The sequence below is a fragment of the Pseudomonas sp. NY15437 genome (assembly GCF_048068435.1).
GTDB classification, from domain to species: domain Bacteria; phylum Pseudomonadota; class Gammaproteobacteria; order Pseudomonadales; family Pseudomonadaceae; genus Pseudomonas; species Pseudomonas nitroreducens_B.
Genome location: NZ_JBLUQC010000002.1, coordinates 146,760 through 163,540 on the forward strand (window position 1 = coordinate 146,760; position 16,781 = coordinate 163,540).

At 69.5% G+C, this 16,781-nt stretch carries 16 protein-coding genes and 1 riboswitch; of the genes, 1 reads left to right on the forward strand and 15 read right to left on the reverse strand.

Annotated features, from left to right (window positions below; translation table 11 throughout):
• Positions 1–133: 133 nt before the first annotated feature.
• The 4 genes from ACNFIA_RS04770 to ACNFIA_RS04785 form a co-directional block, all read right to left on the reverse strand.
• Positions 134–691 (reverse strand): glutathione peroxidase, encoded by a 558-nt coding sequence (locus ACNFIA_RS04770; RefSeq protein ID WP_259753481.1) that lies wholly within the window; start codon positions 689–691, stop codon positions 134–136.
• 48 nt (positions 692–739) lie between these two features.
• A complete protein-coding gene (locus tag ACNFIA_RS04775; RefSeq protein ID WP_259759728.1) occupies positions 740–862 on the reverse strand; it encodes a hypothetical protein in 123 nt (40 codons plus the stop codon).
• Entirely contained in the window at positions 859–2,052 is a 1,194-nt protein-coding gene (locus ACNFIA_RS04780) for an MFS transporter (RefSeq protein WP_416783727.1), read from the reverse strand. The genes ACNFIA_RS04775 and ACNFIA_RS04780 overlap by 4 nt, the downstream gene beginning before the upstream one ends.
• A 73-nt stretch (positions 2,053–2,125) precedes the next feature.
• Positions 2,126–2,542, reverse strand: a complete 417-nt coding sequence (locus ACNFIA_RS04785) for a MarR family winged helix-turn-helix transcriptional regulator (RefSeq protein ID WP_416783172.1) — start codon at positions 2,540–2,542, stop codon at positions 2,126–2,128.
• A 173-nt stretch (positions 2,543–2,715) separates the two neighbouring features.
• Here ACNFIA_RS04785 and ACNFIA_RS04790 point away from each other — a divergent pair, with 173 nt between their 5' ends.
• Positions 2,716–4,536, forward strand: a complete 1,821-nt coding sequence (locus tag ACNFIA_RS04790) for an acyl-CoA dehydrogenase C-terminal domain-containing protein (RefSeq protein ID WP_416783174.1) — start codon at positions 2,716–2,718, stop codon at positions 4,534–4,536.
• A gap of 124 nt (positions 4,537–4,660) precedes the next feature.
• Here the strand turns inward: ACNFIA_RS04790 and ACNFIA_RS04795 are convergent, their stop codons facing one another.
• From ACNFIA_RS04795 to ACNFIA_RS04845, 11 genes are all read right to left on the reverse strand, one after another.
• Entirely contained in the window at positions 4,661–5,383 is a 723-nt protein-coding gene (locus tag ACNFIA_RS04795; protein ID WP_416783729.1) for an adenosylcobinamide-GDP ribazoletransferase, read from the reverse strand.
• Between the two features lie 65 nt (positions 5,384–5,448).
• The gene (gene cobC, locus ACNFIA_RS04800; protein WP_416783176.1) at positions 5,449–6,036 is read right to left on the reverse strand and encodes an alpha-ribazole phosphatase family protein; all 588 of its coding nucleotides are present in this window, start codon (positions 6,034–6,036) and stop codon (positions 5,449–5,451) included.
• Positions 6,033–7,088 carry a nicotinate-nucleotide--dimethylbenzimidazole phosphoribosyltransferase gene (gene cobT / locus ACNFIA_RS04805; RefSeq protein ID WP_416783178.1) on the reverse strand — a complete coding sequence of 352 codons (1,056 nt, stop codon included), beginning with the start codon at positions 7,086–7,088 and terminating at the stop codon, positions 6,033–6,035. The genes cobC and cobT overlap by 4 nt, the downstream gene beginning before the upstream one ends.
• Positions 7,085–7,606: a bifunctional adenosylcobinamide kinase/adenosylcobinamide-phosphate guanylyltransferase gene (gene cobU, locus ACNFIA_RS04810; protein WP_416783179.1), complete on the reverse strand. Its 522-nt coding sequence runs from the start codon at positions 7,604–7,606 to the stop codon at positions 7,085–7,087. Before cobU ends, cobT begins: the two co-directional genes overlap by 4 nt.
• 211 nt (positions 7,607–7,817) lie before the next feature.
• A complete protein-coding gene (locus ACNFIA_RS04815) occupies positions 7,818–9,257 on the reverse strand; it encodes a cobyric acid synthase (RefSeq protein WP_416783730.1) in 1,440 nt (479 codons plus the stop codon).
• A gap of 8 nt (positions 9,258–9,265) precedes the next feature.
• Positions 9,266–10,267, reverse strand: a complete 1,002-nt coding sequence (gene cobD, locus ACNFIA_RS04820) for a threonine-phosphate decarboxylase CobD (protein WP_416783181.1) — start codon at positions 10,265–10,267, stop codon at positions 9,266–9,268.
• On the reverse strand, positions 10,267–11,400 hold the full coding sequence (gene cbiB / locus ACNFIA_RS04825) for an adenosylcobinamide-phosphate synthase CbiB (protein ID WP_416783183.1): 1,134 nt from the start codon (positions 11,398–11,400) through the stop codon (positions 10,267–10,269). Before cbiB ends, cobD begins: the two co-directional genes overlap by 1 nt.
• Positions 11,397–12,047: a 5,6-dimethylbenzimidazole synthase gene (gene bluB / locus ACNFIA_RS04830; RefSeq protein ID WP_416783185.1), complete on the reverse strand. Its 651-nt coding sequence runs from the start codon at positions 12,045–12,047 to the stop codon at positions 11,397–11,399. The genes cbiB and bluB overlap by 4 nt, the downstream gene beginning before the upstream one ends.
• Positions 12,044–13,336 carry a cobyrinate a,c-diamide synthase gene (locus ACNFIA_RS04835; RefSeq protein WP_416783187.1) on the reverse strand — a complete coding sequence of 431 codons (1,293 nt, stop codon included), beginning with the start codon at positions 13,334–13,336 and terminating at the stop codon, positions 12,044–12,046. The genes bluB and ACNFIA_RS04835 overlap by 4 nt, the downstream gene beginning before the upstream one ends.
• 226 nt (positions 13,337–13,562) lie before the next feature.
• On the reverse strand, positions 13,563–14,174 hold the full coding sequence (cobO, locus tag ACNFIA_RS04840; RefSeq protein WP_259753472.1) for a cob(I)yrinic acid a,c-diamide adenosyltransferase: 612 nt from the start codon (positions 14,172–14,174) through the stop codon (positions 13,563–13,565).
• 269 nt (positions 14,175–14,443) lie between these two features.
• A riboswitch (cobalamin riboswitch) is annotated at positions 14,444–14,669 on the reverse strand.
• Positions 14,670–14,691: 22 nt separating this feature from the next.
• Entirely contained in the window at positions 14,692–16,734 is a 2,043-nt protein-coding gene (locus tag ACNFIA_RS04845; RefSeq protein WP_416783188.1) for an FUSC family protein, read from the reverse strand.
• Between the last annotated feature and the right edge of the window lie 47 nt (positions 16,735–16,781).

Here is a 16,781-nt window from a genome sequence, read left to right on the forward strand (position 1 = left end):
ACAAAAAAGCCCGGCATTCGCCGGGCTTGATGGCTGCCTGTAGGAGCGAGCTAGCTCGCGAACCGCTTGATACAGATGTTCAAGGATCTGTTCGCGAGCAAGCTCGCTCCTACGAAAAAAGAAAAACGGCGCCTCAGGGCTGGCTGGCGATGGCCTTCTCGATGGCGGCTTGCAGCTGCGGATCATCCGGCTTGGTCAGGCTGGAGAACTGCGCCACCACCTTGCCCTGGCGGTCCACCACGTACTTGAAGAAGTTCCAGCGCGGCGCCTGGTCCGCCTGCTGGGCGAGATCCTTGAACAGCGGGATCGCCTCGTCGCCGCGCACGTGCTGCACCGAGGTCATGTTGAAGGTCACGCCGTAGTTGCCGTAGCAGATCTTCGCGGTCTCGGCGGCGTCGGCGTCTTCCTGCTTGAAATCGTCGGAAGGCACGCCCAGCACTTCCAGCCCCTGCCCCTTGTACTGCTGGTAGACGGCCTCCAGCCCCTTGAACTGCGGGGTGAAGCCGCAATGACTGGCGGTGTTGACGATCACCAGGGGTTTGCCGGCGTACAGCTCGCAAAGGTCCAGCACGTCCTTGGAACGCAGCTTGGGCAGCTCGCCCTGGGTCTTGAGCAGTGCCGGGCAGTCGGCGGCCTGCGCCGCCAGGGGCAGCAGCAGGGTCAGGGCGAGGAGGGAAAGACGTGGGCGCATCGTGGGAATCCTCCGGTGATCAGGCCACGCTACCCCGCGCGCCGGGTATCAGCAACTGCCCATGCCCAATTGCATGAGCGCCAGTCCGCCACGCTGCCAGCCCCACCACGCGGCGCCCGCCAGCGCCAGGCCGAGGCCCAGCGCAAGGGCGAGCAGCACCGGGCGCTTCACGCTGCCCCCAGCGCGACGCGCTCGACCGGGCGCTCGCGCACCGGCCAGTTGAGCAGGCCGGCCAGCAGGCTGAGGAGGATGGAAATCTGCCAGACCAGGTCGTAGTTGCCGGTGTGGTCATACACGTAGCCCCCCAGCCAGCCGCCGAGGAAGGCGCCGACCTGGTGGAACAGAAAGGTGATGCCGCCGAGCATCGACAGGTTGCGCACGCCGAACAGCGTGGCGACCGTGCCGTTGGTGAGCGGCACGGTGGACAGCCAGAGCAGGCCGATGGCGATGCCGAACAGGTAGGCCGTCCACACCGTCAGCGGCGCCCAGAGGAAGGTCACGATCACCACGCCGCGCAGCAGGTACAGGCCGGTGAGCAGCTTGGGCTTGCTCATCCGCCCGCCGAGCCAGCCGGCGATGTAGGTGCCGAACACATTGAACAGGCCCACCAGCGCCAGCACCGTGGTGCCGACGGTGGCCGGCAGGTGGCGGTCGACCAGGTAGGCGGGCAGGTGCACGCCGATGAACACCACCTGGAAACCGCAGACGAAGAAGCCCAGCGACAGCAGCCAGAAGCCGGAATGCCCGGCCGCCTCGCGCAGCGCCTCGCCAAGGGTCTGTTCATGGCCCTGGGCGGGCAGCGGCTTGTCGCGCATCAGCGCCGCCAGCGGCACGATCAATGCCACCAGCAGTCCCAGCGCCAGCAATGCGGCGGACCAACCCAGCCAGCCGATCAGCCCGAGGGTGCCCGGCAGCATGGCGAACTGGCCGAACGAGCCGGCGGCCGCCGAGATGCCCATGGCCATGCTGCGCCGCTCCAGCGGCACCGCGCGGCCAACCGCGCCAAGGATCACCGAGAACGAGGTGCCCGACAGGCCGATGCCGATCAGCAGGCCAGCGCTCAGCGACAGGCTGAAGGCCGAGTCGGAATAGCCCATCAGCACCAGCCCGACAGCGTAGAGAATGCCGCCTATCACCACCGTGCGCATGGCGCCGAAGCGGTCGGCGATGGCCCCGGTGAAGGGCTGGGCGATGCCCCAGATGAGGTTCTGCAGGGCAATGGCGAAGGCAAAGGTCTCGCGGCCCCAGCCGAACTCCGCGCTCATCGGCGCAAGGAACAGGCCGAAGCCATGGCGGATGCCCAGTGACAGGGCGAGGATCAGGGCGCCGGATAGCAGTATCCAGAACCCCGTGCGCGACAGCTTCGACATCGATTGCTCCTATGCGGGTATATGCCCGCTTTTATGCATTCCTACCGTTGCAAGGCGGCCACCGCTAGCGCTCCAGCGCGGCCAGCTCATCCAGCAGGGTTTCCAGTTGACGACGTTTTTCCTCACCCAGGTGCGCGGCGACGTCCTGCTGCGCCGCATCCCAGGCATCGCGACCGCGCACGATGCGTTCGAGCCCGGTCGGCGTCAGCACCACGATGCGGTTGCGCTGGTCCTCACCCTCTTCCAGCTTCACCAAGCCCTCGGCTTCCAGCGGCTTGAGGTTGCGCCCGAGGGTACTGCGGTCCAGCCCCATCGCGTCAGCCAGGTCGGAAATGCTTGGTTGCTCCAGCCGCGACAGGTGCCGCAGCAGGGAGAATTGCGCCGTGGTCAGCCCGATACCCTTCAGGGCATCGTCGTACACGCGGGTCACCGCGCGGGCCGAGCGGCGCAGTTTGGTACACAGGCATTGGGTCGTCAGCATGGATACGTGTATATACCCGCATAATCGCCCGGTCAATGGCCGGCGCGACCGATTGTCCCATCTGCCAGCGCCCGGCGTTGGCGCAGCCAAGGGCACCGCGGCGCCCCGGTCGTATAACTGCGGCCATCCAGCCCCGCGCTTTCGACGGGGCGCATCACGGTCCGAGGTCCCCGATGCCCATCTACAAAGCCCCGCTGCGCGACACCCGCTTCCTGCTCAACGAAGTCTTCGATTTCCCCCGCCACTACCAGAACCTGGTCAACGGCGGCGACGCGACGCCGGACATGGTCGATGCCATCCTCGGCGAATGCGCCAAGCTCTGCGAGGAAGTGATCGCCCCGCTCTACCACAGCGGCGATGAGGAAGGCTGCCACCTGGAGAACGGCGAAGTGCGCACGCCAAAGGGCTTCAAGGAAGCCTACGACGCCTACGTCGCGGGCGGCTGGCAGGGCCTGTCGCACCCGGTGGAATACGGCGGCCAGGGCCTGCCGATGAGCCTGGGCGCACTCAAGCAGGAAATGCTGGGCACCGCCAACTGGCCGTTCTCCATGTACCCGGGGCTGTCGCTGGGGGCGATGAACACGCTCATGCAGCACGGCACCGAGGAACAGAAACAGACCTACCTCACCCCGCTCACCGAAGGCCGCTGGGGCGGCACCATGTGCCTGACCGAGCCGCAGTGCGGCACCGACCTGGGCCAGGTGAAGACCCGTGCGCAACCCAATGCCGACGGCAGCTACGCCATCACCGGCACCAAGATCTTCATCTCCTCGGGCGAGCACGACCTCACCGAGAACATCGTGCATATCGTCCTCGCACGCCTGCCGGATGCGCCCAAGGGCACGCGCGGCATCTCGCTGTTCATCGTGCCGAAGTTCCTGCCGGGCGAAGGCAGCAGCCTCGGCCCGCGCAACGGCGTGACCTGCGGCGCGCTGGAAAAGAAGATGGGCATTAAGGCCTCGGCCACCTGCGTGATGAACTTCGACGCAGCCACCGGCTACCTGATCGGCGAGCCGAACAAGGGCCTGGAGTGCATGTTCACCTTCATGAACAGCGCGCGCATCGGCACCGCCATCCAGGGCGTGGCCACCGCCGAGCTGGCCTACCAGGGCGCGCTCGCCTACGCCCGCGAGCGCCGCTCCATGCGTGCCCTGTCCGGCACCAAGGAGCCCGGTGAGATCGCCGACAGCCTGATGCACCACGGCGATGTGCGCCGCATGCTGCTGACCCAGAAGGCCGTGGCCGAGGGCGGCCGCGCGCTGATCTACCTGGCCACCCAGTACGCCGACAAGATGATCCAGGGCCTGCTGACCCACGACAACGCCGAGTACGACCGCTGGGACGACAAGCTCGGCTTCCTCACGCCGATCCTCAAGGGCTGCCTGACCGAACTGGGTCTGGAGAGCGCCAACCTGGGCATGCAGGTGTTCGGCGGCCACGGCTACATCAAGGAACACGGCATGGAGCAGATCGTCCGCGACGCGCGGATCGCCACGCTCTACGAAGGCACCACCGGCATCCAGGCGCTGGACCTGCTCGGCCGCAAGGTGTTGCTGATGACCCAGGGCAAGGCCGTGCGTGACTTCACCGCCCAGGTGGCGAAGTTCGCCGTCGAACTGCTCAAGCAGGAGCCGGCCATGCGCGGCCGCGCGCTCACCCTGCTGAAACTCTGCGCGCAGTGGAACCTGCTGACCCTGCGCATCGCCCTCACCGCCCGCAAGCAGCGCGACCTGGTGAGCACCGCCAGCCACGACTACCTGATGTTCTCCGGCTACGCCGCGCTGGCCTACGCCTGGGCGCTGCAGGAAGCCACCGCACGCAAGCGCCTGCGCCAGGGCGGCAGCGAGTCGAGCGACTTCTACAAGGCCAAGATCGCCACCAGCGACTTCTACTTCGCCCGCCTGCTACCACGCGCCAAGGGGCATGCGGCGGCGATGGCCAAACCGGTGCGTTCGATCATGGGCCTGAAGACGGAGCATTTCGCCTTCGATTGACGCGCTTGCTGCAGGAGCGAGCTTGCTCGCGAGCGATCTCGCCGGACGCACCCGTGCCATGCAGTTCGCGAGCAAGCTCGCTCCTACAGATTCAAGTCCGCGCGGATACTGAGCAGATCCATCCTCACAGCGCCAACGCCACCAGCACAGCGCACTCGATCATCTCCAGCATCGCCCCGGCGGTGTCGCCGGTGGTGCCGCCCAGGCGGGCGATGAAGCGGCTGCGCAGCCAGACGAACAGCACCAGTGCCACCACCAGCGCAAGCAGTCCGGCAAGCCCCGCCAGCACCATCAGCGCCGCGTTGGCCGCCAGCATCCACGGCAGCGCGCCGCGTGGCAGGTGGTCGGCCAGCGCCTGGCCCAGCCCGCCCTTGCGCGCGTAGTCGGTGGTGAAGAACAGCAGCGGCAGCGCGCAGCGCCCCAGCCACGGTGCCAGCAGCAATCCCCAGTGCGGGTGATTGCCGAGCAGTGCACTGATCGCCGCGAATTTCAGCAACAACAGCAGCACCAGCGCGACCACCGCCCCCGGGCCGCAGCGCGGGTCCTTCATGATCGCCAGGGTGCGTTCGCGGTCGCCCAGCCCGCCGATCCAGGCATCGGCCGTGTCGGCCAGGCCGTCGAGGTGCAGCGCGCCGGTCAGGGCCACCCACACCAGCAGGATCAGCGCCGCCTGCAACAGCAGGTGCACGCCACTGAGCAGCTCGCCCAGGGCGAACAGCACGGCACCGATCAGCAGGCCCACCAGCGGGTAGTACAGGGTGGCGCGGCCGAACTGCTCCGGCGTCGGCATGTGCCGCAGGCGCACCGGCAGGCGCGTGAGGAACTGCACCGCCACCAGGGGCAGCAGCCAGTCGTTGAGCGGCTCGGCGGGACCAGCTGGCTCTTGCTCGCGCTGCGGATGCGGGTCGTTCATCAGCACTCTGCCTTGTGGATGCGCCAGCCGGCGCCGTCGCGGGTCACGTCCAACGCCATGCATTCGCCATGGGCCACCACCACCTCCAACAGCCGCTTCGCCGGCAGGCCATTGGCCAGGGCGCCCAGCAGACGCATCACCCCACCGTGGGTAATGACCAGCACGGACGAGCCGGCATGGGCCTGGTAGACGCGTTCCAGCGCCGCGAAGACGCGGGATTCGAAGTCGCCCATCGCCTCGCCGCCGGGCGGCGGGTAGGCGTACGGATCGTTCCAGAAGCGCTCCAGCGCCGCGGCGTCGGTCTCCATCAGCGTAGCGGGCGACAGACCTTCCCACTGGCCGAAGTCCAACTCCTGCAACCGCGGCTCGAAGCCCAGCGGCAAGCCGTGGCGCGCCGCCAGTTCCTCGGCGAACGCCGCGCAGCGCTGCAACGGCGAGCTGACCAGCGCCGACCAGCGACACGCATCCCCCAGCGCGCCGCGCATCTGCGCCCAGCCGGTTTCGGTCAGCGCGTCATCCAGGCGGCCGCGAAAGCCGCCGCCCCGTTCGGTCTCGCCGTGGCGCAGCAGCTCCAGGCGCAGCGTCATGCCGGGCGATCCGACACCGCCGCCTCGGCGAAGGTCGCCATGCCCGCGTGCAACCGGCAGGCCTGGCGCAGCAGCGGTACGGCCAGCGCCGCGCCACTGCCTTCGCCGAGGCGCAGGCCGAGGTCCAGCAGCGGTTGCGCATTGAGCGCAGCGAGCACGCGGTTGTGCCCCGGCTCGGCGCCGGCATGGGCGAACAGCAGCCAGTCGCGGCAACCGGGGTTCAGCTGCGTGGCGCACAGCGCGGCGGTGGTGCAGATGAAGCCGTCCACCAGCACCGGGATGCCTTTCTGCGCACAGGCCAGGTAGGCCCCCACCAGCGCAGCGATCTCGAAACCGCCGAGACGGCACAGCGCCTCGAAAGGCTCGTCGCAGTGCGCGCGGTGCAGCGCCAGCGCGCGGTCGATCACCTCGACCTTGCGCGCGACGCCCTGCGGGTCCAGCCCGGTACCGGGGCCCACCAGCGCCTGCGCCGGCTCGTCCAGCAAGGCGCAGGCGAGAGCCGCCGCGGAGCTGGTGTTGCCGATGCCCATTTCGCCGCCGATGAACAGCTCCGCACCGGCCTGTTGCGCGCGGCGCACCGATTCGCGGCCGGTCTCCAGGGCGATCAGACACTGGGCGGCGGTCATCGCCGGCTCCCGGGTGAAGTTCGCGGTGCCGGCGCCCACCATCACGTGCAGCACGCCCGGCAGCGGCTCCAGCGGCGTGGCGGTGCCGAGGTCGATCACCTCCAGGCGCGCATCGAGGTCGCGGGCCAGCACGCTGATCGCCGCACCGCCGCGCACGAAGTTGCGCAACATCTCGACGGTCACCGCCTGCGGATAGGCCGACACGCCCTCCGCCACCACACCGTGGTCACCGGCGAACAGGGCGATCCAGAGGTGCTCCAGGCCCGGCCGCTCGCGGCCCTGCAGGCCGGCCAGGCGGATGGTCTCCTCCTCCAGCCGGCCCAGCGCGCCGCGCGGCTTGGTCAGCTGGTCCTGGCGCGCGGCGGCCTTGTCCTGCGCCACGCGGTCGATCGGCTGGGTCGATTGCAGCCACCATTGCAGACTCATAACGCTTCCCCCTTGAGCACCATGGGCAGGCCGGCGACGGTGAACACCACGCGCTCGCTGACCTCGGCCAGCGACTGGTGCAACCAGCCGGCCTCGTCGACATATCGGCGGCTGAGCTCGCCCATCGGCACCACGCCCAGCCCGGTTTCGTTGCTGACCAGGAGGATACGCCCGGGCAGTTGCGGCAGGGTTTCCAGCAGCGAATCGATCTCGCCACGCAGACGCCAGCCGTCTTCATGGATCAGCAGGTTGGTGACCCACAGGGTCAGGCAATCCACCAGCACGCACTGCTGCGGCGCCGCCAGGCGCTCCAGCGCATCGGCCAGGGCCAGCGGCTCCTCCACCAGGCCCCAGTGTGCGGGGCGGCGCTCGCGGTGCTGGAGGATGCGCGTGGACATCTCGCCATCGCCGGCCTGGGCCGTGGCGACGTAGGTGACCGGCAGACCGCTTTCCAGCGCCAGGCGTTCGGCCAGGCGGCTCTTGCCCGAACGGGCGCCGCCGAGGATCAGTTCAAGCATATTGTCTCCGCGCAAACCATGACCTGTAGGAGCGAGCTTGCTCGCGAACGTTTTTTGCCGGCCACGTCAGTGTCGTGCGGTTCGCGAGCAAGGACTGGGGCGTCCCCCTCGGTCCTACGAAAAGCTGCCGTAGGGCGCATAACGCCCCAAGCGTTATCCGCCGGAACATTGGCAAGCAGAAACGGCGGGCAACTGCGAACGGTTATCCGCCCTACAGTCCGCACAGCCGCCTCAGTTTTTCCGTATCCAGATGCGCCTCGACCTGGTCGGCCAGGCGCTCGATGTCGCGTTCGCGCAGGGCGTGGTAATCGATGCTCTGCACCTCGCGCAGGCCGGCCCAGCGCAGCAGCGCCGAGCTGGCGGCGGCGGACTCGAACAGGCCGTGCAGATAGGTCCCCATCACCTGCCCGTCCTCGCTGAGCGCACCGTCGCTGCGGCCGTCGCCCAGCCGCACGGCCGGGTTCGACAGGGCCCGGCCTTTGCTGACGCCGGCATGAATCTCATAGCCGCTCACCGGGGCGTCTTCCAACGCCAGCCGGCCGCTGACATTGCGCAGCTGCTTCTCAGGCTCCAGCACGGTGTGGAAGTCCAGCAGGCCCAGGCCGTCGCTCTCCCCTGCAGCGCCCTCTAGGCCGTGCGGGTCGGCAAGGCGCCGGCCGAGCATCTGCAAACCGCCACAGATGCCCAGCAGCTTGCCGCCATAGCGCAGGTGACGGCGGATCGCCTCTTCCCACCCCTGGGCGCGGAGGAAGGCCAGGTCCGGCCGCACGCTCTTGGAGCCGGGCAGGATGATCAGGTCCGCCGGCGGGATCGGCTGGCCGGGGCCGACGAAGGTCAGCTCCACCTGGGGGTGCAGGCGCAACGGGTCGAAATCGGTGTGGTTGCTGATGCGCGGCAGCACCGGCACCACCACGCGCAGGCGCTCGCCGCTCTTGGCGGCCTGGCGGGTGTCGATGGCGTCTTCGGCCTCCAGGTGGAAGTCCATGAGGTATGGCAGCACGCCGAGCACCGGTACGCCGGTGCGCTCTTCCAGCCAGTCGAGGCCGTCCTGCAGCAGCGCGATGTCGCCGCGGAAGCGGTTGATGACGAAGCCCTTCACCCGCGCACGCTCGCTCTCGCTGAGCAACTCCAGCGTGCCGACCAGATGAGCGAACACGCCGCCGCGGTCGATGTCGGCAATCAGGATCACCGGGCAGTCCACCGCCTCGGCGAAGCCCATGTTGGCGATGTCGTTGGCGCGCAGGTTGATCTCCGCCGGCGAGCCCGCGCCCTCCACCATCACCACCGGGTACTGCGCGCAGAGGCGCCGGTGGGATTCGAGCACCGCCTGCATCGCCACGCGCTTGTAGTCGTGGTAGGCCACGGCGTTCATGCTGGTCACCGCGCGGCCATGGATGATCACCTGGGCGCCGGTGTCGCTGTTGGGCTTGAGCAGCACCGGGTTCATGTCGGTGTGCGGCGCCAGGTGGCAGGCCTGCGCCTGGACCGCCTGGGCGCGGCCGATCTCGCCGCCGTCGGCGGTCACCGCGCTGTTGAGCGCCATGTTCTGCGGCTTGAACGGCGCCACCGCCACGCCCTGCCGGCGCAGCCAGCGGCACAGTGCGGTCACCAAAGTGCTCTTGCCGGCATCGGAGGTCGTGCCCTGCACCATCAGCGTGCTCACCGCAGGCTCTCCATCTGGTTGAAGGTGCGCAGGCCGTGCTCCAGGCGCTGCCAGCCCTTCTCGTCCGGCGGCAGCCCGAAGCGCAGGCTCGCCGGGGTTTCGAACAGGCGCACCAGAATGCCCTGGCGCGCCAGGTGATCGCGCAGCGCCTGGGCGCGCATCGATACCACCCACTGGAACAGCGCCGTGCCGCCCTGTGGGGCGAAGCCGTGCTCGCCGAGCACCCCGGCCAGCCGCCGGCTGCCGTCATGCAGGTCGCGGCGGCGCTGGATCTGCTCTTGAAACTCACCCAGCACCGCCTGGGCTATCCAGCGCGTCGGGCCGTTCACCGACCAGGGGCCGAGCAGCTTCGCCAGGCTCTCCAGCAGGCGCGGCTCGGCGAAGGCGAAGCCCAGACGCGCGCCGGCCAGGCCGAAGAACTTGCCGAAGGAGCGCAGCACGATCAGCCCCGGCCGGCTGGCGCAACTGGGCGCCAGGCTGTGCTCGGGCGTGCAGTCCATGAAGGCTTCGTCCACCACCAGCCAACCGCCGCGCTCCAGCAGGCGCGCATGCCATTCCAGCAGCACGCCGGCATCGATGCGCCGGCCGGTGGGGTTGTTCGGGTTGACCACCACCAACACGTCGAAGCGCTCCAGGTGATGGGGCACTTCCTGGTCGCTGACCTCGCGCAGGATGTGCCCGGCGGCACGCCAGGCTTCGGCGTGCTCGGCATAACAGGGCGACACCACGCCGACCTTGCCCGGCCGGCGCAGGCGCGGCAGCAGCTGGATCGCCGCCTGGCTGCCGGGCAGCGGCAGCAGCTTCTCGGCGCCGTAGTAGCGGCGCGCGGCGGCTTCCAGGCCGTCGCCGTCTTCGGGCAGGCGCATCCAGGCGGCGGCCGGCACGCTGGGCAGCGCCCAGGGCCAGGGCGAAATGCCGGTGGACAGGTCCAGCCACTCGGCGAGTGGAATGCCGTATTGCTGCGCCGCTTTGCGCAGCCGTCCGCCATGTTCGAGCATCAGAGCACTCCGAGGATGAGGATGACCGCCAGCCACAGCAGCACGCCCTGGCGCACCAGGGCCAGCGCGCGCCAGATGTCCGCAGCGGTCGGCGCCGGGCCGTCGCCCAGTTGCGGGCGTTGGTGCAGCTCGCCGTGGTAGCGGGCGGCGCCGCCGAGGGACACGCCCAGCGCGCCCGCGCCGGCCGCCATCACCGGCCCGGCGTTGGGGCTGTCCCACTGCGGCGCCTGCGTGCGCCAGCAGCGCAGGGCGAGGCGGGTGTGGCCGAGCAGCGCGTAGGTGCAGGCCACCAGGCGCGCCGGGATGTAGTTGAGCACGTCGTCGATCTTCGCCGCGGCCCAGCCGAAGCGCTCGAAGCGCGCGTTGCGGTAGCCCCACATGGCGTCGAGGGTGTTGCTCAGGCGATAGAGCACCACGCCCGGCGCGCCCGCCACAGCGAACCAGAACAGCGCGGCGTAGACCGCGTCGCTGCCGTTCTCCAGCACCGATTCGGTGGCGGCGCGGGCCACGGCGGTGTCGTCCAGTTCGGCGGTTTCGCGGCTGACCATGTACCCCACGCGCAGCCGGGCTTCGCTCAGGTCACCGGCACGCAGGGCCAGCGCCACCGGCTCGGCATGTTCGCCCAGGCTGCGCAGGCCCAGCGCAGCGTACAGGGCCAGCGCCTGGACGACCCAGCCGACGCAGGGCAGCAGGCTGAGCAGCAGTGCGATCAGGGTCAGCGGGATGACGGCGATGATCCAGGCGGTGACACCGTGGCTGCGCCAGGCGAGGCCGGGGGTGTCGCTTCCTGAGATTTCGGAGCAGGTGGGAGGCCCCTCTCCCCCGCCCTCTGACTGGGCGTCCCCCCCATGAAGGGAGAGGGAGTTAGTCTGGAGCTGCAGGCCAGCAGTGCGCTCGCCGGAAGCCTCGAAATTTGGCACAGCTCGAATATCCCCTCTCCCTTCGGAGCGGGGCGCGCAGCCAGGGTTAGGGAGAGGGGGCTTTTCGGTGCTATCCGCCACTCGCGAACGATTGAACCGCCGCTCCAGCCGATCCGCCAGGCGCCCGAAGGCCACCAGCGGGTGCCAGCGCTTCGGCTCGCCCAGCAGGGCATCCAGCGCCACGCCAAGGACGCTCAGCAGGGCCAGGCTCATGGCTGCTCTCCCCAGCGGTTCTCGAACAGCAGCTCGCTGAGCGCGCGCGGTTGGCGCCAGCCTTCCAGGGCCAGCATCGGCGCCGGGTAGAACTCGCTGACCGGCCCCAGGCAGATCACCGCCACGGCCTCGGCGCCCGCCGGCAGGCCGAGCAGTTCGCCCAGCGCCGCCGGGTCGAACAGCGACACCCAGCCCATGCCCAGCCCCTCGGCCCGCGAGGCCAGCCAGAGGTTCTGGATGGCGCAGGACAGCGAGGCCAGGTCCATCTGCGGCAAAGTGCGGCGGCCGAACACGTGTGCCTCGCGGCCATCCATCAGCGCGGCCACCAGCACTTCGGCGCAGTCGAGCACGCCCTCGACCTTCAATCGCATGAATTCGTCGGAACGCTCGCCCAATGCCTCGGCAGTGCGCACGCGCTCCGCTTCCACCAGGCCGTGGATCGTCTGGCGCAGCGCCCGCGAGGTGACGCGGATGAAGCGCCACGGCTGCATCAGGCCGACGCTGGGCGCCTGGTGCGCAGCTTCGAGCAGGCGCGCGAGCAGGTCGGGCGCCACCTCGCCGCCACAGAAGTGGCGCATGTCGCGGCGCTCGGCGATGGCGCGGTAGAGCGCGGCGCGCTCCTCAGGGCTGTAGGCGTGCTCGGTCATGGTCTCAGCAGCGCGGCGGCGGCGTCCGGGTCGGACGGCAGGTAGAAGTGGATATAGGACGCGGTGAGCCGGCCGCGGCGGAACACCGCTTCGGCCACCGGCTTGTCGTTGGGGCAGACGCCACGGGCCAGCGGCGCGTCGCCGCTCTCCAGCAGCGAATGGTGGAAGGTGTGCCCGCGCAGGGTGCCTTCGGGCAGCGTCACCGCCTGCAGCGCCAACGCGGCGAGGCGTTTCTGCATGCGCGCCTCGCCGGGCAGCAGGCCGACCAGCTCTGCGCGCTCGCCGGCCACGTCGGTCAGCGCGTCAAGCAGATAGAGCATGCCGCCGCACTCGGCGAGGATCGGCTTGCCGCTCTCGTGGTGCGCGTGGATGGCCTGGGCCATGGCGCGGTTTTCCGCCAGCGCCGGCAAGTGCAGTTCCGGGTAGCCGCCGGGCAGGTAGAGGCTGTCCACCGCCGGCAAGGCCTCGTCACGCAGCGGCGAGAAGAACACCAGCTCGGCGCCCAGCTCACGCAACAGATCGAGATTGGCCTGGTAGAGGAAGGCGAAAGCATTGTCCCGCGCGACGCCGATACGCACGCCATCAAGGCGCGACGACGCGCGGCGCGGCGCGGGCGCGGCAAAGCTCACCGGCGCTGGCAGCTCGGTACTGGCGCTGGCGGCCAGGGCATCGGCGGCGGCGTCCAGGCGGGCGTCGAGGTCGGCCAGCTCGTCGGCCTGCACCAGGCCGAGGTGGCGGCTGGGCAGCTCCACCTCGGTATCGCGCGGCAGCGCGCCGTACCAGCGGATCCACTCCGGCAGGCTGTCGCGCACCAGGTCGCGGTGACGCTGGCTGCCGATGCGGTTGGCGAGCACGCCGGAGAACGGCAGGTCGCGCTGGTAGGTTGCCATGCCAACGGCCATGGCGCCGAAGGTTTGCGCCATGGACTGGCCATTGATCACCGCCATCACCGGCACGGCGAAACGCCGCGCCAGGTCGGCGGCCGAGGGCGAGCCGTCGAACAGGCCCATCACCCCTTCGATGAGGATCAGGTCGGCCTCGCCGGCCGCTTCCCAGAGCAGGCGACGGCTCTCTTCCTCGCCGACCATCCACAGGTCCAGCTGGTAGACCGGCGCGGCACTGGCGCGGGCGAGGATCATCGGGTCGAGAAAATCCGGGCCGCACTTGAACACCCGCACGGTGCGCCCGAGGCGCGTGTGCAGGCGCGCCAGGGCGGCGGTCACGGTGGTCTTGCCCTGGCCCGAGGCGGGGGCGGCGATCAGCAGCGCGGGGCATTGGCGCGCCGTCATCGGGAGCGCTCCCCGTGGTGAGTAAAGAGCACCCTCACCCCAGCCCTCTCCCAGGGAGAGAGAGGGCCGTTCGGCGTGCCGCGCTCCATCGGTGCTCGCCAGCAACTGTTCTGTGGGAGCGCAACGGCAGCGTAGTCGTCAATCGACTGATGGCATTGCAGCAGGACGCACCCAACTGCTCCCTCTCCCCTCGGGAGAGGGCTGGGGTGAGGGCGAGCCACGCACATCAGAACTCCACCCCTTTCTGCGCCTTGATGCCGGCCTTGAAGGCATGTTTCACCAGGCCCATCTCGGTCACGGTGTCGGCGGCCTCGACCATCGCCGGCTGCACGCCACGGCCGGTGGCGACCACGTGCTGCATGGGCGGGCGCGCAGCGATATCGGCCAGCACGGTGTCCAGTTCCAGGTACCCGTGCTTGAGCGCGATGTTCACTTCGTCCAGCACCACCAGGCCGACCTGCGGATCGCCGAGCAACTGGCGGGCGACGTCCCACGCGGCCTGGGCCTTGGCGATGTCGCGCTGGCGGTCCTGGGTTTCCCAGGTGAAGCCTTCGCCCATCACGTGGAAGCTAACCTCCTCGGGGAAGCGGCGGAAGAACGCTTCCTCCCCGGTCGTCGCGGCACCCTTGATGAACTGCACCACGCCCACCTTCATGCCGTGGCCGAGGGCACGGGCGACCATGCCGAAGGCCGCGCTGCTCTTGCCCTTGCCGTTGCCGCTGTTGACCAGGAACACCCCGCGCTCGCCCTGGGCCTGGGCGATCTTCTCGTCGATCACCGCCTTCTTGCGCTGCATGCGCGAACGATGGCGCTCGTCCTTGTCCGGGGATTCAGTCATGGCAGGGGACTCCTGAAAGGCAATGCACGAGCGTCGGCCTGCCGGCCAGGTGGCAGCGCGCGGGAAGAGGAAAAAGCAGGGACGCACCGCCGGTGCACGACGGCGCCACGCGGTAGTGGCCGCCCAGCGCAAAGGCTGGCGACCCGGGGAATAGGGATTTCACCTGAAGGATTCTCCGCCGCTCTCACCCGCGCGGCACTGACCAGTCGGGGCAGGCGGAGGACGGCAACGCGCGGCGCGATGCGCCGACGTCGGCAGCGCCTCCCGCGATGCCATGCGATGCAGCAGGCCGGTCTCCGGGCTTGCGAGTGGAAGCGCCTGGCGTTTCCGAAGGAACCGCGCCTTCCCATGCCGGAGCACAGTGGCGGAATGCGGTTCGAAGCTCGCTTACCGTTGCGGGGGCAGCGCCGGAATGGTCGATTGCGCATCGACGTCACCGGCTTCCCTGTTTCACTCGCGGCTCGCGCCGAGAGCACCTGAAGCAGGCGCGCAGCTTAGTGGCTGGCGCAGGCCACGGTCAATTGCGCCGGTCGGCCAGGCCGATACCGGCGAGCAGCGAGAAGGTCTCGCGCGGCATCTCGTGGCACCAGCGCACCCAGATGGCACGCAGTTGGCCCAGCGCGGCCCGCGCCTGGCGACGGGCACCTTCGTCCAGCCATGGGTTGGCCTGCAGGGCGTGCAACAGCACCTGCTCCACCTCGTCCAGGGCCTGTTCGCGATGGCGGCGCGGCCCGCCATCGAGCAGCAGTTGCCGCAGGCGCGCCAGGTAGGCCTCGCGTGCCCGCCGCAACGGCCCGCGCGCCTGGCTCAGGCTGTCGCGCAGGAACAACAGTTCATCGGCCATGCCCAGCACGAACAACCCGCCCCGCCAACGGGCGCGGCGCTCCTCCGGCAGGCTGTCCTGGTAGCGCATCAGGCGCAACAGGCGGTCCGCGCTGCGGCCATCGAACCACCCTTCCAGCTTCGCCAGCGGGCCGCGGGTCAGCCAGGCGAGGTCGGCCAGCAGTGCGCCCAGCACACGCCGGTAGTGGCGCTGGCCAGGCCGCAGTTCGACGAGGCTGAACACCAGCACGGCAAACCCCACTCCCAGCACGGTGGCCAGTGCGCCATTGAGGAAGTGGTCGAGGTCATAGACCATCTGGTTGCTCGGCCCCACGTTCTTGACGAAGAAGATGCAGAACGCCGAGGCCATCGCCGCGATGGGCGGCCGGGTCATGCACAGCGCAGCGATGAACAGCGGCACGCCCAGCACGCCATACAGCGCGGCGAAGCCCTCGCACAGTGGCAGAATCGATAGCAAGGCGACGGCGGCGACCGGAATCGATATCACGATGCCGCGCAGGAAGTTCAGGCCGGCGGCGGCTGGATTGTCGCGACTGGCGAAGAGGCTCAGCACTACGCCGGTGATGGACGCCGCGCCCAGGCCACTGGGCCAGGCCGTCACCACCCAGAAACCCGCGATGCAGAGAAAGGCCAGTGCGCTGCGCACGCCCGCCAGTACGCCGCGTTCGATGTCCCGGTGCCAGATGATCGGTGTCGGCGCGCCCGGCACCGCTTCGCCGTAGACCAGCGCCTCCAGGCTGCGCCGCGACTGGCTGGCGCGCTCGACCACGGCCAGCAGATGCTGCAGGTAACTGCGCGCCGGGGCGGCCTCTGCACGCTCCAGCGCGCTCGCCAGACGCGCCTGGCAACCGGCGAAATCCGGCTGGCCTTCGGCGTCCAGGCAGTCGCGCACCTGCTCGCGCCACGGGAGCAGCGACGGCGCGTCAGGCGCGTCGAGCAACCGTCCTTCCCGCGCTGCGCGGCGGGCGGAGCGCAACAACCCGAGCAGATCGGCGTTCAGCGCACGCAGCGCCGACACCCGCAGGCGCCCGCTCGGGCCTTCGAACCAGGCCTGCTCCTGGCGGCCATCCAGCTCCAGAATGCTGCCCAGGGTGGCGATCAGCGGGCCGCGCTCATCGCTGCCGAGCATTTCCGTGGAGGCGGCCTTCAGCGCCGCCGACCAGACCTTGCGCGCCTGCTCCAGCAGCTGCTGCTCGGTGCTTCGCGGCCACAGCAGCATGCTGACCAGGGAGGCGCAGACGATGCCCAGGCTGATCTCCGAACACCGCGCCACGGCCTGGTCGAATACCGTCAAGGGCGCCGCCGACGCCGGCAAGGCCACCACGGCGGCGGTATAGCCGGCCAGCACGAAACCGTAGGAAGCGAAGTTGCGCAGCATCGACGCGCCGGCCGTGCAGAACGCCAGCCATGCCGCCATCGCCAGCAGGAACGGCAAGGGCGCCTGCCCCAGCCAGGCGACCAGCGCCACCGACACGCCAGCCCCGGCGAGGGTGCCGAGCAGGCGGAACACGCTCTTGGCCAGCACCATGCCGCTCAGCGGCTGGCTGACCACGAAGACGGTCATCAAGGCCCACGCCGGCTGCTTCAGTTCGAAGTAAAACGCCAGGTACAGCGCGATGCCGCCCGCCAGCACCGACTTGGTGGCGAACTTCAGGTCAACCAGGCGCGGACGCACTACCGCGCGAAGGAATTCGGACAACAACGGAAAAGCAGGCATGGCGGCGACACCGCTGAATGACCGGCGGACATTGTTAGTTAGCTTAC